We start from the raw sequence: 20621 nt of genomic DNA on the forward strand, positions 1-20621 counted from the left end.
TCGCGCAGGTAGTACCTGCGCCAGAGCCTTATTTTCCTAAAATTTCCGCACCCACGGGGTGCGTTGGCGCTTCCTGCGCCTCGGCGGTATTGGCACCGGGCACGCTGCTGCGCGCAAACAGCGAGTACATGACGGGCACCACGAACACGGTGAGCAAGGTGCCCAGCGACATGCCGCCGACGATCACCCAGCCGATTTGCTGCCGGCTCTCGGCACCGGCACCGGTGGCAATCGCCAGCGGCACCGCACCCAGCACCATGGCGCCGGTGGTCATCAAAATCGGCCGCAGGCGCTGCGAGGATGCCTGCACCAGCGCGTCGACCATGCTCTGGCCCTGCTCGCGCAGCTGGTTGGTGAACTCGACGATCAGAATGCCGTGCTTGGTAATCAGCCCCACCAGGGTGATCAGGCCAATCTGCGAATACACATTCAGCGAGCCGTCCGACCATTTAAGAGCCAGCAGCGCACCGATCATCGACAGTGGCACCGACAGCATGATCACCAGCGGGTCGATAAAGCTCTCGAACTGCGCGGCCAGCACCAGGAAGATGAACACCAGCGCCAGCACGAAGACGATGACCAGCGCGCCCTGCGAGTTGCGGAACTCGCGCGAGGTGCCGTTCAGGTCGGTGGTGTAGCCGGGTTGCAGCAATTTGTTGGCCGTGGCTTCCATGAACTTCAACGCCTCACCCAGCGCGTAGTCGGGCGCCAGATTGGCCGAAATGGTGGCCGAGCGGCGCTGGCCGAAGTGGTTCAGTTCGCGCGGCGACACATCTTCACGCACCTTGACCAGGGCCGACAGCGGAATCATGGTGTCGTTGCGGCCGCGCACATAGATGCCGGCAATGTCTTCGGGCGTGCTGCGGCCGCTGGCCACAGTCTGCACCACCACGTCGTACTGCTCGGCATCGCGCTTGTAGCGGGTCACATTGCGGCCGCCCAGCATGGTCTCAATCGCCTTGGCCACCACGTCGACGGCCACGCCCATGTCGGCGGCCTTCTCGCGGTCGATGTCGATGCGCAGCTCGGGCTTGTTCAGCCGCAGATCCACATCGGGCGCCAGGATGCCGGGGTTTTTGGCGATCTCGTCCATCATCTGGCGCACCACCTTGTTCAGGTTCTGGTAGCTGTCCGAGGTCTGGATCACGAAGTTGACCGGCCGCTCGCGGAAGCCCTGGCCCAGCGACGGCGGCGTGATGGGGAAAGCCGTCACACCCGGCAATCCGCTGAACTTGGGGCCCAGTTCACGGGCCAAATCCAAAGTGGTGCGCGAGCGCTGCTCCCAATCGGTGGTGCGGAAGATCACGCTGGCCTGCGACACCGTGGGGTTGCCGGCGGTGGTGAAGATGCGGTCGAACTCAGGATACGGCTTGCCGAGGGCTTCGATGGCCTTGGCATAGCGGTCGGTGTACTCCAGCGTGGCGCCATCGGGCGCGGTCACGTTGGCCAGGATGGTGCCGCGATCTTCGAGTGGCGACAGCTCCTGCTTCATGCTCGGATAGACAAAGTAGATGGCAGCCGCGCTGGCCAGCATCATGGCGATGACGATCCAGCGCGCCTGCAGCAGTACCCGCTTGATGGCCACGCCGGCGCCGCGCTGGTCCGCACCGGGCTGGTAGCCGGTGGCCACCAGCCAGCGGATCATCCGGCCATAGCCGTCCGAGATGCTGGTCAGCAACCGCTCCATGCCGCTGTCGAAGCGGTTCGGCTTGGGGTTGTGCTTAAGCAGCAGCGAACACATCATCGGTGTCAAGGTCAACGCCACAAATCCCGACACCACCACCGCACCGGCCAGGGCCAGCGCGAACTCGACAAACAGCCGGCCGGTGCGCCCTGGCGTGAAGGCCAGCGGCGCGTACACCGCCACCAGCGTAGCCGTCATGGTGACGATGGCAAAGCCGATTTCGCGCGCGCCCTTGATGGCAGCGGAGAACGGGTCCAGCCCTTCTTCGATGTGCCGGAAGATGTTTTCCAGCATGACGATGGCGTCGTCCACCACCAGGCCAATCGCCAGCACCAGGGCCAGCAGGGTCAGCGTGTTGATGCTGAAGCCGGCCAGCGACATCAGCGCAAACGTGCCGACCAAGCTGACCGGAATGGTGACGATGGGAATGATGGACGCACGCAAGGTGCGCAGGAACACAAAGATCACCAGGGCCACCAGCACCACGGCTTCCACAATGGTGCGGTAGACGTTCTTGACCGAGCGGTCGATGAACAGCGAGTTGTCGTTGGCCACGTCAATCTGCACGCCGGCGGGCAGGTCTAGCTGCAGCCGGGGCAGCATTTCGCGTACACCGGCCGACAGCGTCAGCGGATTGGCCGTGGCCTGGCGGATCACGCCGACGGCCACCGCATCGCGGCCGTTCAGCCGCACGGCCGAGCGCTCTTCGGCAGCCCCCTCCTGCACCCGGGCGACGTCGCGGATCTTCACCGGGAAGCCGTTCACGCTCTTGATGGTGATGTCGGCAAACTGCGCGGGCCGCACCAGGTCGGTTTGCGAGGTGACGCTGAACTCGCGCTGCTGCGACTCGATGCGTCCGCCCGGCACCTCCAGGTTGCTGCGCCGGATCGCGTCTTCCACATCCTGCGTGGTGAGTCGATAACCGGCCAGCTTGTTGGCGTCCAGCCAGACGCGCATCGCGTACTTGCGCTCGCCAAAAATCCGCACATCGGCCACGCCGGTGACGGTTTGCAGACGCGGCTTGGCCACGCGGTTGATCAGGTCGTTGATCTGCAACGGGCTCAAGGTGTCGCTGGAGAAGGCCAGGAACACCACCGGAAACGCATCGGCTTCGACCTTGGCAATCACCGGCTCGTCGATGGCCTGCGGCAGGCGGTTACGCACCCGGGCGGTGCGGTCACGCACCTCGGCGGCTGCGGCGTCAGCGTCCTTTTCCAAGCGGAAGCGCACCGAAATCTGGCTTTGCTCGGCACGGCTGATGGAGATGATCACGTCCACCGCGTCGATGCCGGCAATCGAGTCTTCCAGCGGCTTGCTGATCTGCGATTCGATCACTTCGGCCGAGGCGCCCGGATAGCGCACGGTCACGGTGACCACGGGCTCGTCGATCTTCGGGTATTCACGCACTGCCAGGCGGTTGAAGCTGACCGCGCCAACCAGCAGGATCAGCAACGACAGCACGGTGGCGAACACCGGGCGGCGGATGGAGGTTTCAGCGAGTTGCATGGCGTATGGACCCGGCCATCACGCGGGCTTGACCGCGCCCGCGGCCTGTGCCTGCAGGCAAGGATTGGGGCCGGCCAGGGCCTTGGCGGGCGCAGCAGTGGGGGTGGAGGCCTGGGCCACTTGTGGCGCAGATGCGGCCGACGCGGGCTGGGCCGCGGCTTTGCTCGCCAGGTCCACCACCCGCACCGTCGTACCGTCTTTTTGCAGCCGCTGCTGGCCGGCGGTGACCACACGGTCGCCCTCGTTCAGCCCTTCCAGAATCTCGACCTTGCCGGGGCGGCGCACGCCCACCTTGACCTCGGTGCGCTGGGTGACCAGAGCATCGGCCTCGGCGCCGGGCACCAGCTTCAGCACAAACTGTTTGCCGCCTTGCGGCACGATGGCTTCCTCGGGCACCACCAGCGCTTTCTCACGTTCGCCAAACACGGTGTTGACGCGGGCGAACATGCCCGGGCGCAGATGCATCTGGCGGTTGTCGATGCAGGCGCGCACACCTACGGAACGGCCATTGGCGTCAAGCAGCGGGTCGATGGCTTGCACGATGGCCACAAACTTGCGCCCTGGTAAGGCGTCGATATCGATGCTGGCGCGCTGGCCGCGCTGCAGCTTGGTCTGGAAGCGCTCGGGCAGGCGGAAGTCCACGTAAATGGCTTCCAGGTCTTCCAGGTTCACGATGTCGGCGCCGTCTTTCAGATAGTCACCCACGTTCACCACGCGGATACCGGCAATCGCATCGAAGGGCGCGACGATCTTCAAGCGCTCGGCGGTGGCGCGGGCCAGGGCCAGCTTGGCCTGCGCGACCTGCAGATTGGCGCCGCTCTCGTCTACCGAGCGCTGGCTGATGAAGTTTTGCGCCACCAGGTCCTGGTTGCGCTGGTGGTTGGCGGTGGCGATCGACAACTCGGCCTGGCTTTGCTGTACCTGGGCACGGGGCAGCTGGTCGTCAAACTGCACCAGCAGCTGGCCTTTGCGGACCCGCTCGCCATCGCGGAAATTCAGCGCCGTGATGCGCCCACTGACTTCAGGGCGCAGCACCACGCTCTGGCGCGAACGCAGGCTACCGACCGTCTGGCTGTCGTCCACGATGCGGGTGATGGCCACGGTGGCTGCTTCTACCGCCGGCGGACGGCTGGCGCCTGCCGGTGCCGACGCGCTGGAGGCCGCCGGAGCGACCTGCATCTGCGCCTGCGGGCCGCGCTGGAGCCACCAGGCGGTCGCAGATGCGACAAGAATGCCAACTACTGCCACCGCTGAGTACCTAATCTTCGAAGCCATGCAAACACCCAACCATAAAGGGATACACAATGAGTGTCGGAATGTAACAGGGCTGGTGTAGGCCCATGTGACTCCCGGCAATGCCATAGGGGCTTTCCAGTTTTACCCCGTTCTTTTTTCTTGTTACATCTGGATACTGGCACGCTTATTGATACCTGACCTTCAAGGCACCCGCCTGCGCACACCGAACCATTTGCAGAAACCACCACCGCCATGAATCCGCTCAACCGCTTTTCGATACGTTTTCGCTTGTATTTCAGCACCGCGTTCTCGCTGCTGCTGCTGGTGGCCGTGGGCCTTTTGGGCTATTGGGCCCTGGAATCTACCCGCAGCACGGTCAAGGTGCTGGTCGAGGAAAAGGTGCAAACCCTGACCGACATGAACGAGCTGCGCATCACGCTGGCCCAGGTACGGCGCAACGAGAAGGACATCATCATCAGCTTCAACAATGCCGTGGAGGTCGCCACGCTGCGCGAATCCTGGCAGAAGTCGCTGCAGAGCTTCAACAAGGGCCTGGTCGACCTGCGCCGTGCCCAGGGCTCGGACACCACCTATACCAAGATGCTAGACACCTCGCAAGCCGAGATCAAGGCCTATACCGAAGGCATGGGCCCGGTGCTGGCGCAGATTGAAGGCGCGCAGATCGACGGCTCGGTCGGCGGCGCCTACGCCGAGAAGCAAAAAGTCCATGTGGACGCCATCGACAAGCTGTTGCAGCAAGCCGCCACCACTTCCCGTGAAGAAATGCAGGCCGCACAGGCCGGCATTGACCAGCGCACCGTGCTGCTGTCGGGCGTGCAAATGGGCATCCTGGTGCTGGCCTTGCTGGTGCTGATACCGCTGACCTTCTTCAGCGTGCGCAGCCTGACCAAGTCGCTGGCCGAGGCCTGCGATGTGGCGGAGCAAATTGCCCAGGGTAATCTGTTCGTGCCGGTGCAGGCCCAGCAAAACGACGAAATCGGCCAGCTGGTCGGCGCCATGGGCCGCATGCAGACTTTCTTGCGCGAACTGGTTTCGCAGGTGCAGCTATCGGCACGCAACATCCACGCCTCCAGCACCGAGATCGCTGCCGGCAACCAAGACCTGAGCCACCGCACCGAGCACACGGCCGCCAACCTGGAAGAAACCGTGGCCTCCATGGCCGAGTTGACCGGCAATGTGCAGCAAAGCGCGGATGCCTCGCATGAAGCGAATCAAATGGCCCAGTCGGCCGCCCAGGTTGCTACACGCGGCGGCGAAGTGGTGTCGCAAGTGGTGGTCACCATGACCGAGATCAACGCCAGCTCCAAGAAGATTGCCGACATCATCAGCGTGATCGACAGCATTGCCTTCCAGACCAACATCCTGGCGCTGAACGCCGCGGTGGAAGCCGCGCGTGCGGGTGAACAAGGCCGCGGCTTTGCCGTGGTGGCCAGCGAAGTGCGGCTACTGGCCCAGCGCTCGGCACAGGCCGCCAAGGAAATCAGCAGCCTGATCAACACCTCGGTAGCCAAGGCCGACGAAGGCGCGCGTCTGGTGGCCCGCGCCGGCACCACCATGGACGATATTCTGGGCAGCGTGAAACAGGTGACGACCATCATCCGTACCCTGTCGACCCAGGCGGCGGGTCAAAGCAGCAGCATTGCCCAGATCAGCGAAGCCGTCGGCCAAGTGGACCAGATCACGCAGCAGAATTCGGCCCTGGTCGAAGAGTCCGCCGCAGCATCGGAATCGCTGCGCGAGCAGGCCAATCTGCTGGCCAACGCCGTCAGCCGGTTCAAGCTGGAAGCCTGAACGGGGCTTGATCCAGGCGCGCAGCTAGCGCGCCACGCCGAGGAGCTTGTTCAGCAGCTCGGGCTGCTGTTGCAGGCTCTCGGCCGTACCGGCATACACCACAGTGCCACGGTCCAATACGGCAGCGGTATCCGAGATGGCCAATATCGCCTGCGGATGCTGCTCCACGATGATGGCCGACAGGCCTTCTTCGCGGGTGATGCGACGTATCGCCCGCAGCAATTCCTGCACGATGATGGGCGCCAGGCCCTCGCAGGGCTCGTCCAGCAGCAACAGCGTCGGGTTCAGCACCAAAGCCCGGCCTAGCGCCAGCATCTGCTGTTCGCCACCCGATAGCTGGGTACCCAGGTTGGTTTTGCGTTCCGCCAGCCTAGGGAACAGGCTGTAGACGCGCTCGGGTGTCCAGGGGCTGGAGGCCCGCCCCGCACGGGCCGGCCGCTCCACCGCCGTCAGGTTTTCATGCACGGTCAAGGATTTGAAGATGTTGCGCTCTTGCGGCACCCAGCCTATGCCGACCGCCGCGCGCTCGTGCGAAGGCAGTTTATGCAGCGCCACACCGCCCAGGCTGATGCTGCCCGCATGCTGGCGGGTGGCGCCGGCCAGGGTATTGATCAGCGTGGTCTTGCCCGTGCCGTTGCGGCCCAGCAAGGCCAGGGTCTGGCCTTCGTCCAATGCCAGAGAAACTCCATTCAGCACCACGGCCTCGCCGTAGCCGGCACTCAGGCCCTGGATGCGCAATAGCTCAGCCATGGGCGAACCCTCCTGCTGCTGCATCGGCATGGGCGTCATCTCCGTGGCCGAGGTATACGGCCTTGACCTGCGGGTCGTTGGCGATGGTGTCTGGGTCGCCCTCGGTCAACACCGTGCCATTGACCAGCACTGTCATGCGCTTGGCGAAGCTGAAAACCAGATCCATATCATGCTCAATCAACAAAATCGACACCTCGGCCGGCAGGTCGGCCACGGTCTGCAGCAGCTCTTCACGCTCACCTGCAGGCACGCCGGCTACCGGCTCGTCCAGCAACAGTACCCGCGGCTCGCAGGCCAGGGCGATGGCAATCTCCAGCAGCCGGCGCTTGCCGTAGGCCAGCACCCGGGTTTCCTGGGCCATTACGCTGGTCAGATGGAACTGCTCCAGCAGTTGTTCGCAGCGCTGGGTGACATCCCGATTTGCGCCCAGCGCCTGCCACCATTTAGTACCCAGGCCGCGGTGTTGCGACACGGCCATGGTCAGCGTTTCCAGCGGCGTCAGCGTGTCAAACAACTGGTTGATCTGGAAGGTGCGCACCATGCCGCGGCGTACCCGCTGGTAAGGTGCGAGCTGGGTGATGTCTTGCCCCTCCAGCACGATACGGCCGGCCGTGGGCTGCAGCACGCCGGTCAGCAGATTGATCAGCGTCGTCTTGCCGGCACCATTCGGACCAATCAGTGCATGGCGCGCGCCCTTTTGCAGATGCAGGGTCACGTCGTTGGTGGCGGTAATGCCGCCAAACTTCATCACCAGGCCCTGGGCCGACAGCACGGTATCCGGGTTGTGGGCGCTCATGGCTGGCCTCCACGCGAGCGCGGCACGCGCCAGGTCCAGGGGCGCAGCAGGCGCTCGCGCCCTACCAGTACCAACACCACCAGAAACAGACCGATCCAGAAGGTCCAGTACTGCGGCGTAATGCTCGACAAAGCGTCCTGCATCAGCTTGAACACAATCGCCCCCAGCACGCCCCCGTACAGCCAGCCTACGCCGCCCACCACCAGGATCAGCATCACATCGGCCGAGCGGTGAAACTCAAACAGGTCAAGCGAGGCAAAGCCCGAAGTCTGTGCCAGCAAAGCCCCTGCCGCCCCCGCCATGCCTGCAGCAATGGTGTACACCACCACCAGACGCTGGCTGACCGGAATGCCAATCGCCATGGCACGCAAGCGATTGTCGCGTATGGCTTTGAGGGTGGCGCCAAACGGCGAATGCACCAGCCGTCGGGCCAGCACAAACAGCAGTAGCAACACGCTGAGCGAATACCAGGCCGCGGTACGCCCCATCAGGTCAAACTCGAACTGGCCCAGCACCGGCCCCAGCACCACGCCCTGCAGGCCGTCGGCGCCGCCGGTCAGCCAATCCAGCTTGTTGGCTAGCTCCATCAAAATCAGGCCCACGCCCAGGGTCACCATCAGGCGGGTCAGGTCGGTGCCGCGCAAAATGGTGGCACTGCACAGCGCCCCCAGCAGGGTGGCGGTCGCAATCCCCACAACCAGGCCCACCAAGGGGTCGGGCATGACGAACTTGGCCAACAAGGCCGCCGAATAGGCGCCCATGCCGAAGAACGCCGCATGTCCCAACGACACGATGCCCGTGTAGCCCAGGATCAGGTCCAGCGACAGCGCGAACAAGGCCACGATGGCGATCTCGTTGATGATCAGCGCATGGCTGGCCAGCAACCAGGGCGAGGCCAGGGCCAGCAGCCACAAGGCATATTCCCAGGGCTTCCAGCGGCCGCCTTTGAGCAGCAGGTTGTGCGCATCCGTGTCCATCATTTGCCTCCCCGGCGAACGAACAGGCCTTGGGGCCGCCAAATCAGAATCACGATCATCAGGCTGTAGACGATGAAGGCCCCCAGCTTGGGGATGTAGTACTTGCCCGCCACATCGGCAATGCCCAGCAGCAGCGCGGCCAGTAGCGGCCCGGTGATGCTGGAGGTGCCGCCCACGGCGACCACGATCAAGAAGTAAATCATGTACTTCAGCGGAAAGCTCGGGTCCAGCCCCAGCACCTCGGCCCCCAATGCGCCGCCCAGCCCGGCCAAGCCTGAGCCCACGGCGAAGGTGCTGAGAAACACCAGGTTCACATTGATGCCCAGGCCGGCCGCCACCCGCTGGTCGTCCACCGAGGCACGCAGCCGGCTGCCAAAGCGGGTACGCGCCAGCACATACTGCAGCGCCACCGTCAGCGCCGCGCACACCGCGATGATGAACAAGCGGTAATGGCCCATGCCCAGCATCCAAGCGCCCTCGCCGATCTCGGTGCGGCCCTTCAGCCATTCGGGCAGCTGGATGATCTGCTGGCTGGAGCCGATGAAGTAGTCAGCGCTGGCCACCGCCATGAAGGTCAGGCCGATGGAGAACAGCACCTGGTCCAGATGCGGCTTGTGGTACAGCGGGCGGTACAGCGTGCGCTCCAGCAGCCCACCCAGCAGGGCCGAGCCCAGGAAAGCCAGAGGCAGGCACAGCAGAAACGGCACACCCAGGCGCTGCATCAGCAGCACCGTGATGTAGCCGCCCACCATGGCAAAAGCACCGTGCGCCAGGTTGATGAAGTTCATCAGTCCCATGGTCACCGCCAGGCCAACCGCCAGGATGAACAACAGCATGCCGTAGGCAATGCCGTCAAAAAGAATGGTCAACATGCAATAGCCAATCTCTCAAATATCCGCAGGAATTCGAACCCGCCGGAGGCGCGACTGCTTTACCCAGAACAACCGCGGAACCGGCTTTGCCGGGCCGCCGGTTGTGCCCCCTGCAAGGGGGTGGGCGGAAAGTGCGAAGCACTGTAGCCTGGGGGTGTTACTTCGCTTTTCCTGGATCTTTCACGTCTTTGATGACCGCGAACTCGACGTTGTACAGCTGGCCGTTCTTGCGCTCCACCTTGCGCATGTAGATGTTTTGCACCACGTCGCGGGTTTGCGCGTCGATGAACATCGGGCCGCGCGGGCTTTCAAAAATCTGCCCCTTCATCGCCGCCAGCAAGGCATCGCCACCGCCCTGCCCTTTGGAGGCGCGCAGCGCTTCGTAAATTACCCGCATGCCGTCGTAGCCGCCCACGGCCATGAAGTTGGGGCGCAAGCCGCTATTGGCCTTGCCGAAGGCTTCGACAAACTTGGTGTTCAGGGCCGAAGGGTGGTCGGTCGAATAATGGTGCGCCGTCACCACGCCCAGGGCGCCGTCGCCCATGTCGTTCAGCTGGTCGTCGTCAGTCACGTCGCCGGTGCCGATCAGCTTGATGCCGGCCTTGTCCATGCCACGCTCCAGGAACTGCTTCATCACCGCCGCGCCCGCGCCCGAGGGCACGAACACGAACAGCGCATCGGGCTTCAAATCGCGTACTTTTTGCAAAAAGGGCGCGAAGTCCGGGCCGCGCAAAGGCACGCGCAGCGACTCCGGCACCTGGCCGCCGTTGAACTGGAAGCGCTCCTTGAAATACTTCTCGGCATCCAGCCCCGGGCCGTAGTCGCTGACCAGGGTGACCACGGTCTTGATGCCGTTCTTCGGCGCCCAATCGGCCATGCTGACTGCCGCCTGCGGCAAGGTAAAGCTGGTGCGCACGATATAGGGCGAAGCCTGGGTAATGCTGCTGGTGGCAGCGGCCATCACCACCTGGGGCGTCTTGGACTGGGTGGCAATCGGCGCTGTGGCCAAGGCCGAGGGCGTGATGCCAAAGCCGGCCAGCACATTCACCTTGTCGTTGACCACCAGCTCCTGCGCCAGGCGTTTGGTGACATCGGGAATGCTGGTGTCGTCCTTGACGATCAGCTGGATTTTCTTGCCGGCAACCGTGTCGCCGTTCTGCGCCATGTAAAGCTTGGCGGCCGCTTCGATCTGCCGCCCAGTCGAGGCCTGCTGCCCGGTCATGGGCAGGATCAGCCCGATCTTGAAAACATTCTCTTGCGCTATGGAATACGTAGCACCCATCGCAGTAATGGCGAGCACGCTAGCCCGCAGAAAGAAGCGTTTTTGCATTTTTGTCTCCTGATGGATGGTCGGATCTCAGATTCTTATAACCGGCAGCCTACAACCGCCCCGCGACTGCGAGTTACCAGTGCGGTACGAGTGTAAGCGTGTGAAACAAGAAATGAATCCCCACCGGCCATACCCCTCAACTAAGGCTATCCCGCTTGCGCAAAGCAACGGGTAGACGTAAGGGGCTACGGCGCGCCCTCAAACTTCAAGAGTAGGCCATCGTCAAGCCGCGCACGGGCGTGGCGGTTGCGACCACCGCCGTCGGTGCCGGGTCGGCACCCAGCGTAAACACCGACACCACCTGCACCAGGTCGCTGGCCTGGCCCTTCAGGCCGCTGGCGGCGGCGGCCATTTGCTCGACCAGTGCGGCGTTCTGCTGGTTCACCTGGTCCATCTGGGTCACGGCTTCGCCGATCTGCGAGACGCCGGTGCTTTGCTCGGAACTGGCGGTGCTGATCTCGCCCATGATCTCGGTCACCTTGCGGATGCTGCCCACCACTTCAGCCATGGTACTGCCGGCCTGGTCGACCAGGGACACACCCTGCTCCACCCGCTGCACGCTGGCGGCAATCAACAGCTTGATCTCCTTCGCGGCGTCGGCCGAGCGGCTGGCCAAAGAGCGTACTTCCGATGCCACCACCGCAAAGCCGCGGCCCTGCTCGCCGGCCCGCGCCGCTTCCACGGCGGCATTCAAGGCCAGGATATTGGTCTGGAAAGCAATGCCGTCGATCACGCTGATGATGTCGGCAATCTTGCGCGACGACTGGTTGATGCCCTGCATGGTGTCGACCACCTTGCCCACCACCTCGCCGCCGCGGATGGCCACTGCCGAGGCGCTCAGCGCCAGCTGGTTCGCACTGCGCGCACTGTCGGCATTCTGTTTGACGGTGGCGCTCAGCTCTTCCATCGAAGCCGCGGTTTGCTCGAGGGCGCTGGCCTGGTGCTCGGTGCGTGCGCTCAGGTCGTGGTTGCCCTGGGCAATTTCTGAGCTGGCCGTGGCTACGCCGTCGGCACCCTGGCGGATGGACTGCACGATCTGCGTCAGCGAGGCCTGCATGCGCGCCATCGCAAACACCACGCTGCGCTCATCGCCGGGCCGCAGCTGCACCACGCTGCTCAGATCGGCCTGGCTGATCGACGTAGCCAAAGCCGCCACCTCGGCCGGTTGCCCGCCCAGCTGGCGCAGCAGGTGCCGGCTGATCAGCCAGGCCAGGGCGATCGACAACAGCACCGACGCCACGGTGACCCCGGCCAGCACCAGATTGGCCTGCACCACCGCCTGCCGGCCTCGGGCCTTGTCTTGCTCCGCCTGGTTCAGCTGGTCCTGCCAAAGCTTTTGCAGCGCTTGGTACGCGGCCTGGTAGACCTGCTGGCTCGGACCGTCGAAGAAGTCGCTGGCCTCCATGGCCCGCTCGCCCTCGGCGCCGGCGGCGGAATTCGACATCTGGAAGAAGGTGCCGCGCAGCGCATGGAACTTGCCGATCGCCGTCGCCAGATTGGCCTGCAGCGCCGGGTCGGCCTGGGCACCGCTGCTGGCCTTGTAGCGGGCCAGTGCGGCATCCAGCTCTTTGACCGCAGCTTTCACCACCACCTCTTCGCGGTCCTTCGAGGGCATGTTCAGCGCTGCCAGGTGCTTGAGCTCGGAGATGCGCACCAGTTGCAGTTTGTCATTTGCCTCACCCAGCGCGGTGAGCGCCGGCAAGGTGGTGTCGACCAGCGATTCGAAATCCTGGTGCATGGCCGCCATGCGGCTCCAGGCCGTGACGGCCAGCACCAGTACCAAAACCACCACCATGCCAAAAGCCAAGCCCAACTGACGCCCCACACTGATTCTCGAAAGCATGATTGATTGCACCTAGAAATAGATACATCAGCTTACATTTCACCCGCTTCCACGACCGATACCGGCTCGCCGATTGCTGATACGAAAGCGGCGAGCCGCATGGGGGAATGCCCTAGGCCCACATGCCAGACGCAAAAAAACCGCAGAGCCGGTGACGACCCTGCGGCGGATGGAGACCGTAGTCAGCCTCTTGGAGCGGCGCTTAGCCCAGCCAGCGGCGCGCGTTGTGCCAGAGCTGCATCCAGGGGCTGAAGCTGCTGACATCGCCGCTGGTCCAGCTCTTTTGCACGTTGCGGAACACGCGCTCTGGGTGCGGCATCATCGCGGTGAAGCGGCCGTCGGCCGTCGTCACTGCGGTCAAACCGCCGGCGCTGCCGTTCGGGTTGAACGGATAGGCTTCGGTGGCCACACCGTGGTTATCGGTGAAGCGCATTGCAGCAATCGCCTTGGTCGCGTCGCCGCGGTAGGCAAAGTTGGCATAGCCCTCGCCATGCGCCACGGCAATCGGCATGCGGCTGCCGGCCATGCCTTGCAGGAACACGCTGGGCGATTCCAGGATTTCCACCATCGACAGCCGCGCTTCAAAGCGCTCGCTGCGGTTGGTGGTGAAGCGCGGCCAGGCCTGCGCGCCGGGGATGATGTCGGCCAGCTCGGCAAACATCTGGCAGCCATTGCAGACGCCCAGCGCCAGCGTGTCCTGGCGGGCGAAGAAGGCCTTGAACTCTGCGGCCAGCACCGGGTTGAAAGTGATGCTGCGCGCCCAGCCTATGCCGGCGCCCAAGGTGTCGCCGTAGCTGAAGCCACCGCACGCCACCACGGCCTGCATGTCCTGCAGATGCACCCTGCCGGTTTGCAGATCGGTCATGTGCACGTCAAAGGCTTCGAAACCGGCCTCCGAAAAGGCGTAGGCCATCTCGGTATGCGAATTCACGCCCTGCTCGCGCAGCACAGCGACTTTCGGACGGGTCAGCTTCAAGGCCGGTGCTGCTACTGTTTTCGTAGCCACTGGCGCAGACAGTGCCTGCGCCAGAGCACTGTTTGGCTCTATAAATACATGCAAGCCCGGGTCGTTGGCCGCACCAGCTGCCGCATGCTCGGCATCGGCACAGGCCGGGTTGTCGCGCTGCTGGCAGATCTGCCAGCTGACGCTGTCCCAGACCTGGTGCAAGTCGGCAAGCTTGGCGCTGAACACGGCCTTGGCATCGCGCCAGACCTGGACTTCGCCGACACCGGCGCTGATTGCGCTGTCGGCGGGACGGGTCTTGCCCACGATGTGGCTGTGCTTGCCCAGGCCGTGCGCGCGCAGGGTCTGCACCACGGCGTCGCGGTCGGCGGTGCGCACTTGCAGCAGCACGCCCAGTTCTTCGTTGAACAGTGCCTTCAAGGTCAATTCTTCGCGGCGTGCGCCGACCTGGCCCGCCCAGTTCTTGCTGTCGCCCACGTCCATGCGGCTGTCGCTGATGCCGTCGCCTTCGGTGACCAGCAGATCCACATTCAGCGCCACGCCGACATGGCCGGCAAAGGCCATTTCGCAGGCAGCCGCGAACAGGCCGCCATCGCTGCGGTCGTGATAAGCCAGGATTTGCGGGCGCGCGGCGTTGACGGCATTGACCAGGTTGACCAGGTCTTGCGCGTCGTCCAGATCCGGCACGGCGTCGCCCACCTGGTTCAGGGTCTGCGCCAGGATGCTGCCGCCCATGCGGTTCTGGCCCTTGCCCAGGTCGACCAGGATCAAGGTCGTGTCTTCGGTCGCATTCAGCTGCGGCGTCAAGGTGCCACGCACATCGGGCAGGCTGGCGAAGGCGGTGACGATCAGGCTGACCGGCGAAGTCACCTTTTTCTTGTCATTCGCGTCGGTCCACTGCGTGCGCATCGACAGGCTGTCCTTGCCCACCGGGATCGAGATGCCCAGCGCCGGGCACAGCTCCATGCCGACGGCCTTGACCGTGGCGTACAGCGCGGCGTCTTCGCCGGGTTCGCCGCAGGCGGCCATCCAGTTGGCCGACAGCTTGACGCGTGGCAGCTCGAACGGCGCGGCCAGCAGATTGGTGATGGCTTCAGCTACGGCCATACGGCCCGACGCGGGGGCGTTGACGGCGGCCAGCGGCGTACGCTCGCCCAGCGCCATCGCCTCGCCGGCAAAGCCCTTGTAGTCGGCCAGGGTCACGGCGCAATCCGCCACCGGCACCTGCCAGGGGCCGACCATCTGGTCGCGGTGGCTCATGCCGCCCACGGTGCGGTCGCCGATGGTGATCAGGAAACGCTTGCTGGCGACGGTGGGGTGGGCCAGCACGGCGATGGCGGCTTTCTGCAGCTCCACGCCGGTCAGCTCCACCGGCGCAAAGGTGCGCGCCACGGTCTTCACATCACGGTGCATCTTGGGCGGCTTGCCCAAGAGCACATTCATCGGCATATCGACCGGGCTGGCGGCAGCCTCATCGGCCACGATCAGTTGGCGCTCTTCGGTGGCCACACCGACGACCGAGAACGGGCAGCGCTCACGTTCGCACAGTGCGGTGAAAGCTTCCAGCGAATCCGGTGCAATGGCCATCACATAGCGTTCCTGGCTCTCGTTGCACCAGATTTCCTTGGGGCTCATGCCGCTTTCTTCCAGCGGCACGGCCCGCAGGTCGAAGCGTGCGCCCCGGCCGGCATCATTCGTCAGCTCGGGGAAGGCATTGCTCAGGCCGCCGGCGCCCACGTCGTGGATCGCCAGGATGGGGTTCTTGTCGCCTTGCATCCAGCACTGGTTGATGACTTCTTGCGCCCGGCGTTCGATTTCCGGGTTGCCGCGCTGCACCGAGTCAAAGTCCAGCGACGCGGCATTCGCGCCGGTGGCCATCGAGCTGGCCGCACTGCCGCCCATGCCGATACGCATGCCTGGGCCGCCCAGCTGCACCAGCAGCGAACCGGCGGGGAATTCGATCTTGTGGGTTTGCGTGGCATCGATGGTGCCGAGTCCGCCGGCGATCATGATGGGCTTGTGGTAGCCGCGGCGGATGCTGTCCACGTCGGAGGTGACGGTCTGCTCGTATTCGCGGAAGTAGCCCAGCAGATTGGGCCGGCCAAATTCGTTGTTGAAGGCCGCGCCACCCAGCGGGCCCTCGACCATGATTTGCAGCGGGCTGGCGATGTGCTCGGGCTTGCCGATGGACACGTCGCCGTCTTGCGGCCAAAGCTTGGAGACGGTGAAGCCGGTCAAACCTGCCTTGGGCTTGGAGCCGCGTCCCGTCGCGCCCTCGTCGCGGATCTCGCCGCCAGCGCCGGTGGAGGCGCCGGGGAATGGCGAAATGGCGGTCGGATGGTTATGGGTTTCGACCTTCATCAGCACATGGTGCTGGGCGCTACTCTTTTCATAGCTGCTCGCGCTGGTAGTACCTGCGCCAGATGCCGATTTGGCTAAAAATCGCTCGATCTCGAAGCCTTCCATCACCGAGGCATTGTCCGAGTACGCCACCACGCTGTGCTGTGGCGCCAGCTGGTGGGTGTTGCGGATCATGCCGAACAGGCTTTTCGGTTGCGCCACGCCGTCGATGGTGAACTCGGCGTTAAAAATCTTGTGGCGGCAGTGCTCGCTGTTCGCCTGGGCGAACATCATCAGCTCCACGTCGCTGGGGTTGCGCTTCAAGGTAGTGAAGGCGTTGACCAGGTAGTCGATCTCGTCGTCGGCCAGGGCCAGGCCGAATTCGGTGTTGGCAGCATCCAGGGCGGCACGGCCGCCGCCCAACACGTCGACCTGGGCCAGGGGCGCAGCTTCCAACGAGGTGAACAGCTCTTGCGCCTGGCTGCGGTCCAGCATGGCGCTTTCGGTCATGCGGTCGTGCAGCAGGTCGGCCACCTGGGCCAGTTGCTCCGCGGACAACACGGTTTTGCCCAGCAGCGGCTGCTTGACCGCCAAACGGTATTCAACGAAACGCTCGACCCGGCGCACCGCCAGGCCGCAGTTATGGGCGATGTCGGTGGCCTTGGAGGCCCAGGGCGACACGGTGCCAAAGCGCGGGGTGACCACCAGCAGCGGGCCTTCGGCCGGGCCAGCATAGGGGTCGCCATAGGTCAGCAGGCCGTCCAATTGGGACTTGACGGCGTCCGTCAGGGGCGCATCGCTGGCCACCAGATGCACAAAACGCGCAGCCACGCCGCTGATCTTGTCGTGGATGGCTTGCAGCCGGGGAAGAATTTGCTGGATACGGAAGTCGCTGAGGGCATTGCCGCCCTCAAACTGGGAAATGTGCAAGGTCACGTTGGCGGCCTGGGTTGGGGAAGTTAGCCTTCGATTTTAACGGCACGGTCAACGCGCACCTGCCGCATCTAGGATAATTACGACCATGACTATCACCTACAAAGACGCAGACGGCATCGCAGGCATGCGCGTCGCGGGCCGCCTGGCATCCGAAGTGCTCGATTACCTGACACCCCATGTGGTGCCGGGCGTCACCACCAACCAGCTCGACAAGCTGGCCCACGACTACATCACCCAGGTGCAAGGCGGCATACCCGCGCCCTTGAACTACACCGGCGGCGGCAATATCCCCTACCCCAAGTCGATCTGCACCTCGGTGAACCACCAGGTCTGCCACGGCATCCCGAACGACAAGCCGCTGAAAAAAGGCGACAGCGTGAACATCGACGTGACCGTCATCAAGGACGGTTGGCACGGTGACACCAGCCGCATGTTCATTGCCGGCGAAGGTTCTATTCTGGCCAAGCGCTTGGCGGCGCTGACCTACGACGCGATGTGGCATGGAATCAAGATGGTCAAGCCTGGCATCCATCTGGGCGATATCGGCCACGCCATCCAACGCTTTGCCGAGAGCAATGGCTTCAGCGTGGTGCGCGAGTTCTGCGGCCACGGCATTGGCCGGGTGTTCCACGAAGAGCCCCAGGTGCTGCACTACGGCCGCCCGGGTACGCTGGAAATGCTGAAACCCGGCATGACCTTCACCATCGAGCCGATGATCAATGCCGGCAAGAAGGAAATCAAGGAAGGCCCGGAAAAAGACGGCTGGAGCATCGTCACCAAGGACCATTCGCTGTCCGCCCAGTGGGAGCACACGGTGCTGGTCACCGAAACCGGCTACGAGGTACTGACCGTGTCTGCCGGCAGCCCGCCGATCCCAGCCTTTGTGCCGGCCCAAGCCTGAAGCGCGCAAGCCTCTTTAGATGAGCGATGTCCAGGCGCTGCGGGCGCATTACCTGCACGAGAAGTCGTTGCTGCTGCAAGCTGTGCGCGACAGCGGCGCCAGCACCCGCGGCGTACGCAAAGCACTGCAAGACCTGTCGCAACTCAGCGATGCGACGCTGCGCAGCCTGTGGACGCTGTCGGGCTTCACCGCCTCGTTCGCCCTGCTGGCGGTGGGCGGGTTTGGCCGCGGTGAACTGTTCCCGCACTCCGACATCGACGTGCTGCTGCTGTTGCCCGAAGGCGTGTCGCCCGAGCTGGACCCGGCGCTGAAGGCGCGCATCGAAGGCTTTATCGGCAACTGCTGGGACACCGGGCTGGAAATCGGCTCCAGCGTGCGCACGTTAGAGGAATGCATCGCCGAGGCGTCCAAGGACGTGACGGTGCAGACCTCGCTGATAGAGTCGCGCCTGGTCACTGGCGATGCCCGGCTGTTTGCCGAATTCTCGACACGCCTGTCCACCGCCTTCGACCCGCGCACCTTCTTCGTGGCCAAGACCCTGGAGATGCGCCAGCGCCACAACAAGTTCGAAAACACGCCTTACGCGCTAGAGCCCAACTGCAAAGAGTCGCCTGGCGGGCTGCGCGACCTGCAGACCATTCTGTGGGTGGCCAAGGCTGCCAAGCTGGGCAAGAGCTGGGACGACCTGGTGCGCAGCGGCATCGCCACGCCGCACGAGGCCAAGCAGCTCAAGCGCAACGAATCCCTGCTGTGCCTGATCCGCGCGCGCCTGCACCTGATAGCCCAGCGCCGCGAAGACCGGCTGGTGTTCGACCTGCAAACCGCGGTAGCCGAGTCGTTTGGCTACCAGACCGTGTCCGATGACGAAACCGGCCTGCCGGTGCGCTCCAGCGAAGCACTGATGCGCCGCTACTACTGGGCCGCCAAGGCGGTCTGCCAGTTGAACCAGATCATGCTGCTCAACATCGAGGAACGGCTCAACCCCTCGACCCATACCCTGCGCCCGATCAACGAACGCTTCTTTGAAAAAGCCGGGATGATCGAGGTCAGCAGCGACGACCTGTACCACCGGCATCCGCACGCGATTCTCGAAACCTTTTTGCTGTACCAGACCACGGCCGGCCTGCACGGCCTGTCGGCTCGCACGCTGCGTGCGCTGTACAGCGCCCGGGGCCTGATGACGGCCAAGTTCCGCAACGACCCGGTAAACCGCGCAACCTTTTTAGGCATCCTGCAGCAGCCGGCCGGCATCACCCACGCACTGCGGCTGATGAACGACACCTCGGTGTTGGGCCGCTACCTCTGGGTGTTCCGGCGCATCGTCGGGCAAATGCAGCACGACCTGTTCCACGTCTACACCGTGGACCAGCACATCCTGATGGTGCTGCGCAATGTGCGCCGCTTCTTCATGGCCGAGCATGCGCACGAATACCCTGCGTGCTCGCAGCTGGGCGCGGGTTGGGACAAGCCCTGGATTCTGTTTGTGGCCGCGCTGTTCCATGACATCGCCAAAGGCCGAGGCGGCGACCATTCGGACCTGGGCGCGCTGGAAGTGCGGCGCTTCTGCAGCCAGCACGGCATCGGCCGCGAAGACAGCAAGCTCATCGAATTCCTGGTGAACGAGCACCTGACCATGAGCCGCGTGGCCCAGAAGGCCGACCTCAGCGACCCGGACGTCATTGCCGACTTTGCCAAGCGCGTCGGCAACGAACGCTACCTAACTGCGCTCTACCTGCTGACCGTAGCCGATATCCGCGGCACCAGCCCCAAGGTCTGGAACGCCTGGAAGGGCAAGCTGCTGGAAGACCTATACCGCTACACCATCCGCGCCCTGGGTGGCCGCGCCCCCGACCCCGGCGCCGAGATCGAAGCCCGCAAGCGCGAGGCGCTGGTGATGCTGGCGCTGCACGCCCAGCCCTTCGAATCGCACAAAGCCCTGTGGAGCACGCTGGACGTCGGTTACTTCATGCGACATGACGCGGCCGATATTGCCTGGCACACCCGCCAGCTGTCGCGCCACATCTCACTGAACGCGGCGCAGGCGGCCAGCAACACCGCCGAAGCCAAGCCGGTGAAGCCCATCGTGCGGGCCCGCTTGTCGCCGGTGGGCGAAGGGCTGCAGGTGATGGTCTACACCCCCGACCAGCCCGATCTGTTTGCGCGCATCTGCGGCTTTTTCGACCAGGCGGGCTTCAGCATCGTCGATGCCAAGGTGCATACCGCCGGCAACGGCTATGCACTGGATACCTTCCAGGTCGTTACCGCCATGCTGCCCGAGCACTACCGCGAACTCACCAGCATGGTTGAAAACGACCTCGACCACACGCTGGCCCAGCAAGGCCCGCTGCCTACGCCGAGCCGCGGCCGGGTTTCGCGCCGGGTCAAGAGCTTCCCCATCGCCCCGCGGGTCGACCTGCGGCCGGACGAAAAAGCCCAGCGCTGGCTGCTCAGCATCTCGGCCAGCGACCGTGCCGGCCTGCTCTACCTGGTAGCCCGGGTGCTGGCCAAGCACAACCTGAGCGTGCAGCTGGCCAAGGTCACCACCCTGGGCGAGCGGGTGGAAGATAGCTTTCTGGTGCAAGGCCCGGAGCTGCAGTACAACCGCAAGCAGATCGAGATCGAGACAGAGCTGCTGCAGGCCCTGGCGGCCTGAAGCGGATTACGTCGCTTACGC

Annotated in this window: 12 protein-coding genes; 3 read left to right on the plus strand and 9 right to left on the minus strand. The window is 64.2% G+C overall.

Annotation, left to right across the window (positions count from 1 at the left end; translation table 11 throughout):
* Positions 1 to 28 precede the first annotated feature (28 nt).
* Together BLT66_RS21400 and BLT66_RS21405 are read right to left on the minus strand one after the other, a co-directional pair.
* Positions 29 to 3190, minus strand: coding sequence for an efflux RND transporter permease subunit (locus BLT66_RS21400; RefSeq protein ID WP_092760999.1), 3162 nt, complete (start codon positions 3188 to 3190; stop codon positions 29 to 31).
* Positions 3191 to 3208: 18 nt separating this feature from the next.
* On the minus strand, positions 3209 to 4465 hold the full coding sequence (locus tag BLT66_RS21405; RefSeq protein ID WP_092761001.1) for an efflux RND transporter periplasmic adaptor subunit: 1257 nt from the start codon (positions 4463 to 4465) through the stop codon (positions 3209 to 3211).
* 213 nt (positions 4466 to 4678) lie between these two features.
* Between BLT66_RS21405 and BLT66_RS21410 the strand changes: the two genes are divergently transcribed.
* Positions 4679 to 6238 carry a methyl-accepting chemotaxis protein gene (locus BLT66_RS21410; RefSeq protein WP_176955129.1) on the plus strand — a complete coding sequence of 520 codons (1560 nt, stop codon included), beginning with the start codon at positions 4679 to 4681 and terminating at the stop codon, positions 6236 to 6238.
* A 24-nt stretch (positions 6239 to 6262) separates the two neighbouring features.
* Here BLT66_RS21410 and BLT66_RS21415 read toward each other — a convergent pair whose 3' ends face one another.
* The 7 genes from BLT66_RS21415 to purL all read right to left on the minus strand — a co-directional run bounded on the left by BLT66_RS21415 (position 6263) and on the right by purL (position 17046).
* Positions 6263 to 6988 (minus strand): ABC transporter ATP-binding protein, encoded by a 726-nt coding sequence (locus BLT66_RS21415; RefSeq protein ID WP_176955130.1) that lies wholly within the window; start codon positions 6986 to 6988, stop codon positions 6263 to 6265.
* The gene (locus BLT66_RS21420; protein ID WP_092761005.1) at positions 6981 to 7784 is read right to left on the minus strand and encodes an ABC transporter ATP-binding protein; all 804 of its coding nucleotides are present in this window, start codon (positions 7782 to 7784) and stop codon (positions 6981 to 6983) included. The genes BLT66_RS21415 and BLT66_RS21420 overlap by 8 nt, the downstream gene beginning before the upstream one ends.
* Positions 7781 to 8764, minus strand: coding sequence for a branched-chain amino acid ABC transporter permease (locus tag BLT66_RS21425; protein WP_255407031.1), 984 nt, complete (start codon positions 8762 to 8764; stop codon positions 7781 to 7783). The genes BLT66_RS21420 and BLT66_RS21425 overlap by 4 nt, the downstream gene beginning before the upstream one ends.
* Positions 8761 to 9633, minus strand: coding sequence for a branched-chain amino acid ABC transporter permease (locus BLT66_RS21430; RefSeq protein WP_092761009.1), 873 nt, complete (start codon positions 9631 to 9633; stop codon positions 8761 to 8763). The genes BLT66_RS21425 and BLT66_RS21430 overlap by 4 nt, the downstream gene beginning before the upstream one ends.
* A 157-nt stretch (positions 9634 to 9790) precedes the next feature.
* Complete coding sequence (locus BLT66_RS21435) at positions 9791 to 10963, minus strand: ABC transporter substrate-binding protein (RefSeq protein ID WP_092761011.1); 1173 nt, start codon at positions 10961 to 10963, stop codon at positions 9791 to 9793.
* 205 nt (positions 10964 to 11168) lie between these two features.
* Positions 11169 to 12806 carry a methyl-accepting chemotaxis protein gene (locus BLT66_RS27445; protein ID WP_092761013.1) on the minus strand — a complete coding sequence of 546 codons (1638 nt, stop codon included), beginning with the start codon at positions 12804 to 12806 and terminating at the stop codon, positions 11169 to 11171.
* 202 nt (positions 12807 to 13008) lie between these two features.
* A complete protein-coding gene (purL, locus tag BLT66_RS21445; RefSeq protein ID WP_092761015.1) occupies positions 13009 to 17046 on the minus strand; it encodes a phosphoribosylformylglycinamidine synthase in 4038 nt (1345 codons plus the stop codon).
* Positions 17047 to 17131: 85 nt separating this feature from the next.
* Between purL and map the strand changes: the two genes are divergently transcribed.
* Positions 17132 to 17947, plus strand: a complete 816-nt coding sequence (gene map / locus BLT66_RS21450; protein WP_092761017.1) for a type I methionyl aminopeptidase — start codon at positions 17132 to 17134, stop codon at positions 17945 to 17947.
* 19 nt (positions 17948 to 17966) lie between these two features.
* Positions 17967 to 20600, plus strand: coding sequence for a [protein-PII] uridylyltransferase (locus tag BLT66_RS21455; protein WP_092761018.1), 2634 nt, complete (start codon positions 17967 to 17969; stop codon positions 20598 to 20600).
* Positions 20601 to 20621 lie beyond the last annotated feature (21 nt).

This window comes from Rhodoferax sp. OV413, from assembly GCF_900104385.1.
GTDB lineage: Bacteria > Pseudomonadota > Gammaproteobacteria > Burkholderiales > Burkholderiaceae_C > Rhodoferax_B.

Coding starts and splice junctions, on each gene's coding strand:
- BLT66_RS21430 (WP_092761009.1), bottom strand. CDS start 9,633: ATGTTGACCATTCTTTTTGACGGCATTGCCTACGGCATGCTGTTGTTC.
- BLT66_RS21455 (WP_092761018.1), top strand. CDS start 17,967: ATGAGCGATGTCCAGGCGCTGCGGGCGCATTACCTGCACGAGAAGTCG.
- BLT66_RS21405 (WP_092761001.1), bottom strand. CDS start 4,465: ATGGCTTCGAAGATTAGGTACTCAGCGGTGGCAGTAGTTGGCATTCTT.
- BLT66_RS21435 (WP_092761011.1), bottom strand. CDS start 10,963: ATGCAAAAACGCTTCTTTCTGCGGGCTAGCGTGCTCGCCATTACTGCG.
- BLT66_RS21400 (WP_092760999.1), bottom strand. CDS start 3,190: ATGCAACTCGCTGAAACCTCCATCCGCCGCCCGGTGTTCGCCACCGTG.
- map (WP_092761017.1), top strand. CDS start 17,132: ATGACTATCACCTACAAAGACGCAGACGGCATCGCAGGCATGCGCGTC.
- BLT66_RS21425 (WP_255407031.1), bottom strand. CDS start 8,764: ATGATGGACACGGATGCGCACAACCTGCTGCTCAAAGGCGGCCGCTGG.
- BLT66_RS27445 (WP_092761013.1), bottom strand. CDS start 12,806: ATGCTTTCGAGAATCAGTGTGGGGCGTCAGTTGGGCTTGGCTTTTGGC.
- BLT66_RS21415 (WP_176955130.1), bottom strand. CDS start 6,988: ATGGCTGAGCTATTGCGCATCCAGGGCCTGAGTGCCGGCTACGGCGAG.
- BLT66_RS21420 (WP_092761005.1), bottom strand. CDS start 7,784: ATGAGCGCCCACAACCCGGATACCGTGCTGTCGGCCCAGGGCCTGGTG.
- BLT66_RS21410 (WP_176955129.1), top strand. CDS start 4,679: ATGAATCCGCTCAACCGCTTTTCGATACGTTTTCGCTTGTATTTCAGC.